At 62.5% G+C, this 10,802-nt stretch carries 9 protein-coding genes; 2 read left to right on the top strand and 7 right to left on the bottom strand.

The window, feature by feature from the left end; genetic code table 11:
- The coding region (gene hemL / locus OBACDRAFT_RS24185) for a glutamate-1-semialdehyde 2,1-aminomutase (RefSeq protein WP_043589714.1) at nt 1-961 on the bottom strand (961 nt) is incomplete at its 3' end.
- Between the two features lie 116 nt (nt 962-1,077).
- A complete protein-coding gene (gene leuA / locus OBACDRAFT_RS24180) occupies nt 1,078-2,763 on the bottom strand; it encodes a 2-isopropylmalate synthase (RefSeq protein WP_043589712.1) in 1,686 nt (561 codons plus the stop codon).
- Between the two features lie 372 nt (nt 2,764-3,135).
- Here leuA and OBACDRAFT_RS24175 point away from each other — a divergent pair, with 372 nt between their 5' ends.
- Nucleotides 3,136-4,038 (top strand): VOC family protein, encoded by a 903-nt coding sequence (locus OBACDRAFT_RS24175; protein ID WP_043589710.1) that lies wholly within the window; start codon nt 3,136-3,138, stop codon nt 4,036-4,038.
- A 13-nt stretch (nt 4,039-4,051) separates the two neighbouring features.
- Nucleotides 4,052-4,921: a helix-turn-helix domain-containing protein gene (locus OBACDRAFT_RS24170; protein WP_043589708.1), complete on the top strand. Its 870-nt coding sequence runs from the start codon at nt 4,052-4,054 to the stop codon at nt 4,919-4,921.
- Between the two features lie 57 nt (nt 4,922-4,978).
- Here the strand turns inward: OBACDRAFT_RS24170 and OBACDRAFT_RS24165 are convergent, their stop codons facing one another.
- From OBACDRAFT_RS24165 to OBACDRAFT_RS30375, 5 genes are read right to left on the bottom strand one after another with little or no spacing between them, the layout of a single operon-like run.
- Nucleotides 4,979-6,055 (bottom strand): sialidase family protein, encoded by a 1,077-nt coding sequence (locus OBACDRAFT_RS24165; protein ID WP_232767755.1) that lies wholly within the window; start codon nt 6,053-6,055, stop codon nt 4,979-4,981.
- Nucleotides 6,056-6,062: 7 nt separating this feature from the next.
- On the bottom strand, nt 6,063-6,767 hold the full coding sequence (locus OBACDRAFT_RS24160; protein ID WP_043589706.1) for an SGNH/GDSL hydrolase family protein: 705 nt from the start codon (nt 6,765-6,767) through the stop codon (nt 6,063-6,065).
- 28 nt (nt 6,768-6,795) lie between these two features.
- Complete coding sequence (locus tag OBACDRAFT_RS24155) at nt 6,796-7,776, bottom strand: sugar phosphate isomerase/epimerase family protein (RefSeq protein ID WP_043589704.1); 981 nt, start codon at nt 7,774-7,776, stop codon at nt 6,796-6,798.
- A 26-nt stretch (nt 7,777-7,802) separates the two neighbouring features.
- On the bottom strand, nt 7,803-9,671 hold the full coding sequence (locus OBACDRAFT_RS24150) for an alpha-L-rhamnosidase-related protein (protein ID WP_052362523.1): 1,869 nt from the start codon (nt 9,669-9,671) through the stop codon (nt 7,803-7,805).
- Complete coding sequence (locus tag OBACDRAFT_RS30375; RefSeq protein WP_043589702.1) at nt 9,619-10,386, bottom strand: hypothetical protein; 768 nt, start codon at nt 10,384-10,386, stop codon at nt 9,619-9,621. The genes OBACDRAFT_RS24150 and OBACDRAFT_RS30375 overlap by 53 nt, the downstream gene beginning before the upstream one ends.
- Nucleotides 10,387-10,802 lie beyond the last annotated feature (416 nt).

The raw sequence follows: 10,802 nt of genomic DNA, 5'->3' as shown, positions 1-10,802 counted from the left end.
GGGGGGAGGGGAGTAGTAGCTTGAGTGAGGCGATGCCGGCGGCCATGGCGAGCGGGTTGCCGCTGAGCGTGCCCGCCTGATAAACGGGGCCGTCGGGCGCGAGTTGGTCCATGATGTCGGCGCGTCCGCCAAAGGCGCCGACGGGGAGCCCGCCGCCGATGATTTTGCCAAGCGTGGTGAGGTCGGGCGTGATGGATTCGCGTTCCTGCACGCCGCCGGGCGCGATGCGAAAGCCGGTCATGACTTCGTCGAAGATGAGCACCGCGCCGTGGCGCGTGGTGAGGTCGCGCAGGTGGGCGAGGTAACCGGCGTCGGGCATGATGAAGCCGACGTTGCCGCAGTAGGGTTCGATGATGACGCAGGCGATTTTTTGCGGGTTGGCGGCAAAGGCGGCGTCGAGCGCGGCGCGGTCGTTGTAGGGGAGGACGATGGTTTCCTGCGCGAAGGAGGCAGGGACGCCCGCGCTGTCGGGGTGGCCGTGGGTGAGCGCGCCGGAGCCGGCTTTGATGAGGAGGGAGTCGGAGTGGCCGTGGTAGCAGCCGGCGAATTTGATGATTTTGTCGCGGCGCGTAAATCCGCGCGCGAGGCGGATGGCCGACATGGTGGCTTCGGTGCCACTGTTGCACATGCGGACTTTCTGGATGGAGGGGAAAAAGCGGACGATCAGCTCGGCCATTTCGACTTCCAAGGGGTTGGGCGTGCCAAAGGAGGTGCCGTGGTCGAGTGCATCGGCGATGGCGCGGCGGATGTCGGGGTGGTTGTGGCCGTGGATGGCGGGGCCCCAGGTGCAGACGAAGTCGATGAGTTCGCGGTCGTCGGCGGTGGTGAGCGTGGCGCCGCGCGCGGACTTGACGAAGAACGGCGCGCCTCCAACGGAACGAAAGGCGCGGACAGGCGAATTAACGCCGCCGGGAATCAGTTTCTTCGCCCGTGCAAAGAGGTCGGTTGAAGAGGAGGTCATTTTAAGAATTATTTTTTTCACGCGGAGGCGCGGAGACGCGGAGGAAACAAACCTTTCTTCTCTGCGCCTCTGCGTCTCTGCGTGAGTCCATTCTGTTTAGTTAATTTTTTTCCGGCTTAGGCGAGGGAGCGGTTGACGGCGCTGACGACGGCTTTGATCGAGGCGAGTTCGATGTTGGTGTCCATGCCCGCGCCAAAGTAGGTCTTCGTCGTGGCCGGGTTTTGCGGACGGACCTGGATGTAGGACACGGCGAGCGTGTCCGCGCCGCGTCCGACCGAATGCTCCGAGTAGCTCACAAGGTCGAAGGCGGGCACGCTGGCGGAGATGAGTCCGCGCACGAAGGCGTCGATGGGACCATTGCCTTTGGCGGTCACGATTTGCGGGACGCCGCGCCAGATGATGCGGGCCTCACAGGTCACGGCGTTGTCGCGCTCGGTGGTCTTGAAGCTTTCCAACGCGAGTGGCGAGCGGCGGTCGATGTATTCACGAACGAATACATCATGGATGTCGTGCGGGGAGAGTTCAGTGCCGCGGGAGTCGGCGAGGTCGTTGACGAGTTTGCCGATCTCCTTGTGCATGAGCTTGGGGAGCTGGTAGCCGAACTCGGTTTCGAGGATGTAGGCGACGCCGCCTTTGCCGGACTGGGAGTTGATGCGGATAATGGCTTTGTAACTACGGCCCACGTCGGCGGGGTCGATGGTGATGTAGAGCGTGCTCCACGGGTCGCCGGCTTTTTGGTGGGGCCAGGATTTTTTGATGGCGTCCTGGTGCGAGCCGCTGAAGGCGGTGAACACGAGGTCGCCGGCGTAGGGATGACGCGGGTGGACGTCCATGCGGGTGCAGCGTTCGTAAACTTCGCGGATGGCGTTGATGTTGCTGAAGTCGAGGTTCGGGTGGACGCCTTGCGTGTAGAGGTTGAGAGCGACGGTGACGATGTCGAGGTTGCCGGTGCGTTCGCCGTTGCCGAAGAGCGTGCCTTCGACGCGCTGGGCGCCGGCGAGGAGCGCGAGTTCGGTGGCGGCGACGCCGGTGCCGCGGTCGTTGTGCGTGTGGAGGGAGAGGAGGGTGCGGTCGCGCCGGGTGAGGTGCGTGCTCATCCATTCGATCTGGTCGGCGTGGATGTTGGGCGTGGTGTATTCGACGGTGGCGGGGAGGTTGAGGATGATTTTGTCGGCAGGGTTGGCGTCGAGCATGGGTTGCCAGACGTCGGTGACGGCTTCGCAAATCTCCAAGGAAAAATCGAGTTCGGTGCTGTTGAAGCTTTCGGGCGAGTATTGGAGCTGGATGTGGCTGCCTTCCTCAATGAGCGGCGCGGCGTGCTTGCGGAGGAGTTGCACGCCGTGGACGGCGATGGCCTTGATCTCTTCGCGCGAGGCGTCGCCGAAGACGTATTTGCGCTGGTAGGGGGAGGTGGAGTTGTAGAGGTGAAAGATGATTTTTTTGGCACCGCGCAAGGCTTCGAGCGAGCGGGTGATGAGTTCTTCGCGGCACTGGCAGAGGACTTGGATGGCGACGTCATCGGGGATGAGGTCGTCGTCGATGAGGCGGCGGCAGAAATCGAACTCGATCTGCGAGGCGGAGGGGAAACCGACTTCGATTTCCTTGAAGCCGATGCGCACGAGCATGGCGAAGTATTCGAGCTTTTCCTCGACGCTCATCGGCTGGGCGAGCGCCTGATTGCCGTCGCGGAGATCGACGCTGCACCAGACGGGGGCCTGCGTGATGACGCGGAAGGGCCATTGTCGGTTGGGCAAATTTACCGGCGGGAAGGGCCGGTATTTGGTGACGGGTGCGGATTGCATGATTGGAAATGGGTTAAAGTGAGAGAGTGTATGAGAAGATGTGTGTGGTATTGCGAACCAGATAGACAGGCCCCGGGGCGGATGGCGAGTGTGGCGACGTACCATATACCCGTGCCGGGAGTCTGGATACGCGAACGACGATGATTGACGCACGATCAGCCGCTGTCGCGCGGCCCGATTGGGGATCGTGCGCCTAGGTAAGTCGTAGAGCCAGGAGATGGTTTCGCATCAAGGACGGCACTGATACGCGAAAAGGCGGTGGCGAGTCAAGGCGGCGGACAAAAATCAAAGATGCCTCGATGTCATGAACATCATCGGGGCGCGCGCATGGTCAGACTTCCCTTTTGCACAGTAAACTCTTTGGCTGTCGCGATGTTCACGTTTCCCTTTCGCATCTCAATCGTCCTGTCGGCGCTGGTCTTGTCCGCTTCGGCTTGGGCTGCCGAAACGCCTGCCAAGGTGCCGTCAGAAAAGGCCGGCATGGCCTACCGTCCCGAACGGCGGTTTATCTGGCACGAAATCCAGACGACGGACGTCGCAGCCGCCGCGCGTTTTTACACTTCGGTTTTCAACTGGACCAAAATCGACGCTCCGACCGTCGGCGGCGACCGGCCTTATGTCATGTTGCAGCGCGATGACAATGTCTTCGTCGGTCTCGCCCCGCTTTCTGATTACGGTTCCAAGGGGTCGCCGCGCTGGCTGGCATGGATCGGCGTCGCCGACGTGGACGCGTCGCTTGACGCCATCGTCAAGGCGGGCGGACTGCTGGAAAAGGCGCCTTTCGATCACCTCATCGGGCGCACGGCTTTCGTGGGCGATCCGGCGCAGGCGCGGTTCGCCATCGTGAGACCGCACTTCCGGCAGCCGTTCATCTTTCAACTTCCGCTTACCTGGCACGCCGTCCATACGCCGGAGAAGGACATCGAGAGGCTTCCCGCGTTTTACAAAACCGTGTTCAACTGGAGCGCGAGCGAGGTGATGTTTTCGCTGCGCACCACGCTGCCCGTGCTCACCACGGGCGGTGTTCGCATCGCGGGACTGGTTACGCCTCCGTGGGGCTCGCACTCCTCGATTGCGCCGCCTCTCGATTCCGCCGTCTGGCAGACCTACGTGGAGGTCAGCGACCTGCGCGCTTCGCTGGCGCGTTTCGCGGCGGGCGGCGGGAAGCAACTGGCCGCGGATGACGACATTCCCGGTTTTGGCAAGGTTGTCCGCGTGGCCGATCCGCAGGGTGCGGAGCTGATCCTGTTCCAGCGTGCGGCGCAAAATTTGTGAACGGGGAGCGGTCATGCAGCGGTTGCGCGTTTCGTCCTATTTTAAGATTCCGGAATTGCCGGTGAGCGTGCTTGCGATGTCGGAGCAGAGGTCGATGGAAATTCACCGGCATGAGTTTGCGGAACTGGCCATCGTCACCGCGGGGGCGGGGGAGCATCTCACCGAGCAGGGCAGTTATCCGATCACGGCGGGCGATGTGTTTTTTATCCCGCCCGAGTTGCCGCACGGTTACGCGCACGCGCAGGGATTGCGGCTGGTCAATGTATTGTTTTTGCCCGGACGCCTGCCGGAACCCGGCGCGGAATTGCGGGCGATGCCGGGCTGGCGGGCCTTGTTTGAACTTGAACCGAAATACCGCGATGTCCACGGCGCGGCGGGGCATTTGCGTTTGCCGCCGGATGAGTTGGCGCGGGTGACGGCGCTCACGCGCGCGCTGGAAAATGAGTGCCGCGCCTACACGCCGGGCGGCACGACGTGGGTGACGGCGGTGTTCCAGCAATTGCTCGTGATGCTGGCGCGCAGCTATGTGCCGAACGCCGCCGAGGCGGGGCGCCGGTTGCTGGCGGTGGAGAAGGTCATCGAGCACATTGATGAGAATTATGCCGAGGAACTGGCGCTGGAGTCGCTGGCGCAAATGGCGGGCATGTCGTTGAGCACGTTCAAACGGGCGTTTCGCACTGTGACCGGTACGTCGCCGATCGACTACGTGATGCAGACGCGGTTGACGCGGGCGTGTCATTTGTTGCGCACGTCGGAGCGCAACATCACCGATGCCGCGCTGTCCGTGGGTTTTAATGACAGCAATTATTTCGCCCGCGTTTTTCGGCAGCGCATGGGAACTACGCCCCGCGAATGGCGACGTGAGGTAACGCGGGCCGGGTGAGGTGAATTAGGCCAGGGGGGGGGGGGGGGGGAGATTGGAGACAAGCATCAGCGGGGATCAGATGGCGATGTCTGCCGGGTCGATGCTGGCGTGCTTGATGCGTTCGCGGCGCCAGGTCCACGTCATGTGCAGGAGTCCGTCGGTGGTTTGAATGATGGCGGGGTAGCTGTATTCGCCGGGCGTTGTCTCCAGATCAAGGATACGCGTCCAGTGCAGGCCGTCGTTGGAGAGCGCGAGCGAGAGCGGGGAGCGTCCGCTTTCGGTGGGGTTGTAAATGAGAGCGTGGCGACTGTCACGGAGGGTTACGGCGTCGGTGCCCGAATCGGGATTGGGAACATCGAGGAAAGTGATTTCACTCCATGTGCGACCGGCATCGAGCGAGGTGGTCGAAAAAAGGCGTTTGGCGAGTTGGGTGCGGCCGATGGCTTGCAGGCGTGCAGGAGGGGTGGTGCTGGCGGGCGCGGGGTGCATGAGGATGCTGGGCTGAATTGCGCCGTAGTCGATGCCGTCGTTTACGGGGGCGGTGCGTGTCCAGGTGCGGCCTGCGTCGTCGGTGCGTTCGAAGTGGACGCGCCAGCCGGTGGTCACGGATTCCTCGGTGCTGGCGGGGCAGAGCCAGGTGCCGTCGGGGAGTTCGATGGGTTTGTTTTTGACGGGACCGCAGATGCCTTCGGGCAGGCGGCGGTGCGCGGTCCATGTGCGTCCGCCATCCGTGGAAGTGGTCATCATGCCCCACCAGGTTTGCGGAGTCTTGCCGACTTTATAGAAGAGGACAAGGGGCGCGCCGGGCGTGTGACGGGGCTGGAAGAGAACGGGATTCCAGCAGGCGTAACGGAGGGTGTTGCCGTCTTCGGTTGTGTGTTGGATGCCGTTGGCAACCTCAACGGGAGCGGACCAACGGCCGGTGATGGCGTCGCGACGGGAGAGCCAGATGCCAACGTCGGGGAAGCATTCGCGTTTGCCGCCAAACCAAGCGGCGACGAGTTCGCCTTGCGTGGTTTCAACAATGGTTGAGGCGTGGCAGGAGGGGGTTGGGGGGGGGGCGGGGGGAGGGAAAATAAACTCGGAGCGCAGAGTCGGATGCGTGGAGGGGATGGAGGATGCGGTGGTGGCGGGCATGGCGGTGGTATTCAAGAGGTGTTCAGGTCGTGGCGAGGAGGGTTTGAAAAATGAGGTCGGCGGCGAGGCGATGGCCGCGGGCATCGGGATGATTCAGTCCATTGGTGAGCCAGAGATCGGTGTCGGTTCCAGTTTCACGAAGGCGAGTCCAGGCGGCGTGGATGTCGGCGAACGGGGTTTGGGTTTCGCGGGCGATAGTGCGGATTTTTTCGGCGTAGGCGGCAAGCGTGCCATTGGTTTGCGCGGCGATAATGGTATCGGCGAAATCGAGGTGGCTGGGATGGATGCGGGCAGGGCTTCGTCGCGTGGCCATGAAGGGCGGCGTGAGGAGGATGATGCCGGCTTTGGTTTGTGCGTGGATACCGGCGATCATTTGCGTGATGGCGGTTTCGAAGTCAGCGAGTTTCCCAAGACCGCCAAGCGAATCGTTGAGGCCAAAGGCAATGAGCACGAGGTCAGGTTGGTGGCGGATGACGTCGCGGTCGAGCCGGGCGAGGGCCTGCGGTGCGCTGCTGCCGCCGACTCCGGCGTTGAGCGTGGAGAAGGTCGTCGTGGGGTGCTGTTGTTCGAGGCGGGTTTGCAAGAGGCGGTGATAAACTTCGTCGGGAGCGAGCCGTCCGTATTCCATGGCTCCTTGAGTGACGCTGTCTCCAAATGCCACGATGAGGACTGGAGCGTTGGTGGCATCAAGGGCTTTTTCGCGGATGCGTTGGTGGAAATGGTGCATCTTCGGTGTCTCTGTGGTCCAGGTTTTTTCAGGCGCGGGCGAAGAGGAGTTCGCGGAGGTAGCGGGTGGTGGCAGTGGCGTCGCCGGTCGCGATGAGGCGGCGAAGATCGTCGCGGCGGGCGTCGGTGAGCAGGGCATCGAGGTCGCGGAGGAAGGCGACGCTTTCACGGACGGCGGCGGGGCCGTCTTCGCGGTAAGGGTATTGGTCCATCGAATACCAGCCGTCGTATCCTGTCTCGCGTAGCCAGTGGAGGAGTTCGAGGTATTCGACACAATGCACGGAGCCGACAATCATGTCGTCGTCCCACGAGCGGTAGTTGTCGTTGAAGTGCATGTGGAATAGCTTTTGTCCGTAGTGCTGGAGTAGATACGCGGACTCGGCGACGTTCTCACCGGCCATGAAGGAGTGTCCGACGTCAATACACACGCCGACGTTTTCCAGCCCGGTTTCGCGAGCCATGAGAAGGGTGTCGGCGGCGCGGGCTTGGAAGGAGAAATTGCGCGGTTCTTTGGGTTTGTATTCGAGGGCGTAGCGGAGGTCGGGAAATTCGCTGGCGATGGTGTGGATGTTTTCCGTGAGGTGGGTACGCTGCGAGCGGTAGTCGGCGGTGAGTGGGTAATCGTAGCCGTCCTGACCGAGCCAGAGGTTGATGAGAGGGCAGCCGATTTGTTGCGCGGTGCGGGAGACGGCGCGGCATTCTTCGAGCGCTTGACGTCGGGTGTCGGCGGACTTGGCGGAGAGGCTGCCGAGTCCCCAGCGTTTTTGCGAAAAGAGGTCAGGAATAATGGATACGCAGGCGAGTCCGGCGTCGGTGAGGTGGGTGTGAATGTCGCGGGCGTTTTGCTCGGTGATGTCCCAAGTGCCGACGAGTTCGATGCCTTCGATGCCGGGAATGGCGGCGGCCTGACGGATCATTTCGTGTTTGGGTGGCACGTCTTTGTAACCGGTCGGGAGGAAGCGGTCGCAGGTGTTGCCGAGGTTGCCGAGGATGACGGAGTAGCGGGTCATGGGAGTTACGAATTAGGAATTAGAAATTAGGAGTTAAGAATTACGGATGGCGCTGGTGGCGTCGTTGGCGCGGATGATTGTGTGATGGTAATTGCAGGCGGGGCTTCGATGGTGGTGTCGAAGGTGTTATCGGGACGGCGTTGCCAGGTGGTGCGTATCCATCCGTCGGCTACGGGGATGCTTCCTTGGCATTGTTCGATGCCGGGGGGGGGGAGGGGGGCAAGGTGAACGGTGCGTTGGCCGGGTTCAGTGAAGGTGAGGCCGAGGAGGTATTTGACGTAATATTTGAGGATGTAGGTGGCGAAGGGATGGCAGCGGCTGCGGGTGGGGTAGTCGGATTGTCCCATGGTGTATTCGGGGAAATGTTCCCAGGCGGTTTTGTCTCCGGCGGCGAGCATGGGTGTCCATTTTTGGCGGATGATTTGGAAGATGGTTTCGGCGTCGTCGCGTTGGTCGAGGAATTCGAGGATGTAGAAGAGTCCCATGGGGCTGCCGTAGGGCAGGAGTGCGGGGTCTTGGGTTTGGAGGCGGTGGTGCAGGCGGGCGCGCCATTCGGGGGTGCCGACGTTGTAGAGGGCGAGGGCGGTGTTGCTGGTCTGGCTTGTAATGGTGGATTGGGTACCGTCGGCGTGAAGGCTGTCGGCATAAGCGTCGCGGGCCGGGAGCCAGAGGTGTCGGTCAATGGCAGCGCGCAATGAGGAGCGGGCGGCTCGCCAGCGCCCCTCCCGCTCCTCATTGCGAACATCGAACGTCGAAGTGGGAGCTGCCGCTCCAGTGGTGGAGATTGGACGTGTTAGCGATTGGTTATTGGATGTTGGATGTTGGACGTTGGACGTTGGATGTTCGCGCAGTATGCGCGCGAGGTATTCGCCGGCTTCGAGTGCGCCGAGGAGGAGGGCTTGTTCGCCGGAAACAATGTCGTGTTCGTCGTCGCGTCCTTTGCCCCAATCCATGAGGTGCCAGGCGTCGTAGGAGTCGCGCCAGCGGAGGAGGCCGAGGGCGGGGTCAATCATGTCGAGCGCTTCGTCGAGGCCGCGGGCAACTTGAGGGAAGATGCGTTCGACAAAGGAGTGGTCGGCGGTGTGCCAGTGGTAGTCGCGACAGAGGATGATCCAATGAAAGCTGAAGACGGGGATGCGGTTGTCCCAGGTGCTGGGGGTGTGCGAGCGGACGAGCGCGGGATAGAGTGGGTCGCGAGCGTATTGTTCGATGGTATTTTTGAGGATGGGGAGGTTGCGGAAGGTGACGAGGTCGGCGAGGGTTCCGAGGCGGTTGTCGAAGTTCCAGTTGACGGTTTCGTAGGTGGGGCAATCGGTGAGGGTGTCGTCGGTGGCGGCGTAGAGGGTTTGTTCGCAGATGGCGTGAATGGCGTCGAGCGCCACGTCACCGGTGCGCAGGGTGGCGGAGGGGAGATGTCCGCAGTGGGCGGAGTGGATGCGGAGGTCGCGTAGTTGAACGGGCGATACGCCTTCGTGATGGATGGCAATGTAACGGATGCCGTAGGCGAATTGGCTTTCGAAGTTTTGCCAGCCGTCGCGCAGTCGGTAGCGGAGGGAGTTGTTGCAGGCACCGGGCCAGATGATGCGGAGGGGCGCGCCGGGTTCGAGGGATTCGAAGAAGCTGAAGGTGAGTGTGGAGTCGTTGTGGCCGAAGGCGGTGAAGGCGAGGTGTCCGTTGTTGATCGCTCCGAGGTCGAGGATGAGGCGGGTGGCTGTGCGGGGACCGGAGGGGGGGGGGGGGGGGGGGAGGGTTAATATGGGGGATGAGGGCGGGAGGTTTGTTTCGGAATCACGGGCGAGACGCCCGTGCCACTTGGAATCGGAGGCGGGTGGAAGGCCTGCGTCATGCGTGCCGAGGGGGCTCGGCGTTCCCAGCGGGCGGGACGCCCGCGCCACGGGGGGAAGCGGGGATTGGGATTGCGTTGGCCACGAGGTCCTGAGCGTTGGCGGCGGGCAGGGTGTGTTGCGGGTCCATGTCGGGGAAGGGACCGGTGGCAATGAGTTGGAGGGCGGCGGGAGAGAGTTCGTTGCCGTCGTCGGAGATCAGGGCAGGGGAGTCGGTCGGGGTGGTGATGACTTGAAAACCGCCTGCGCCGACTGGGTTTTTTGGATACACGGGGTGCGTGGTGAATGCGGCGAGGCTGACGGTTTGAAAGTGGGAGCGTTCGTTGTGCACACCGATGAGGCGGTTGGGGCCTTTGCGGAGGTGCAGGGTTTTGGGCGTGGGGTCGTCGGCCCAGCGTCGCCAGCCGGTGCTGCGAATGAGTTTTTGGTTGTGGAAAAACCAGATGGATTGGCCGGTGCTTGGGACGAGTTGGATGTCCTGATCTTGCTCGGAAATCAGGTCGGTGACGATCAGGGCATGTTGTGTGTAGAGGTTGCAGCGGTGGCGTTCGTGTTCGTCAACGAGGTAGGGTTTTATGCGAAAGGTGCACGAGAAGTTGGGGAGTCGAACGGTGTCGAGGGCGATGGTGCGATTGGGGAATATGGGTGTGCGCGATGGGAGGGCAATGGGGCGGGGCAGGAGTTTGGCGGGGTGTGTGATGAGTGTGGCCGGTCGCCAGCCGGAGGGAGTGGCGGGGCTTCGCCCCGAACATCCAACGTCCAACATCGAACATCCAACATCCAATATGTTGAGTTGCGATGGGGGAGAGGGGGGAGTGGCGGGAGGGGCGGGAGGGGCGGGAGGGGGGCGGGAGGGGGGGCGTCGGGGTGTTTTGTTGCATCCACATCTTCGATACAGGGGAGCATCCAGCGGCGGACGGTTTGTCTGAGGCGTTGGGGGTCGCGTTGCACGAGGGTGGCGGTGTCGCTGGGGATGATGCGCGCGTCGGGCAATTCGATTTGAAAAATGAGTCCGGCACCGTCCGGGGTTCCGGCGTTCATGGTGCCGATGCCGAGGGCGTGGACGAGTATGTCGAGGCGGTTGTCGCCTTCACGCAAGAGGTCGGGGGGCGAGAGGTCGTAGGTGTCCACGAAGCGTTCGCCTTCGGGTGATTTTGCAGGTCCGTGGCCGAGCATTTGTCC

The organism is Geminisphaera colitermitum TAV2 (assembly GCF_000171235.2).
GTDB lineage: Bacteria > Verrucomicrobiota > Verrucomicrobiia > Opitutales > Opitutaceae > Geminisphaera > Geminisphaera colitermitum.
The sequence above is the reverse complement of the archived record's forward strand: the minus strand, read 5'-3'. Positions and strand labels throughout refer to the sequence as shown.

Bases quoted from the DNA above. Each gene is read 5' to 3' on its own strand.
- leuA (WP_043589712.1), bottom strand. From the start codon at position 2,763: ATGCAATCCGCACCCGTCACCAAATACCGGCCCTTCCCGCCGGTAAAT.
- OBACDRAFT_RS24175 (WP_043589710.1), top strand. From the start codon at position 3,136: ATGTTCACGTTTCCCTTTCGCATCTCAATCGTCCTGTCGGCGCTGGTC.
- OBACDRAFT_RS24170 (WP_043589708.1), top strand. From the start codon at position 4,052: ATGCAGCGGTTGCGCGTTTCGTCCTATTTTAAGATTCCGGAATTGCCG.
- OBACDRAFT_RS24160 (WP_043589706.1), bottom strand. From the start codon at position 6,767: ATGCACCATTTCCACCAACGCATCCGCGAAAAAGCCCTTGATGCCACC.
- OBACDRAFT_RS24155 (WP_043589704.1), bottom strand. From the start codon at position 7,776: ATGACCCGCTACTCCGTCATCCTCGGCAACCTCGGCAACACCTGCGAC.
- OBACDRAFT_RS30375 (WP_043589702.1), bottom strand. From the start codon at position 10,386: ATGTTGGACGTTGGATGTTCGGGGCGAAGCCCCGCCACTCCCTCCGGC.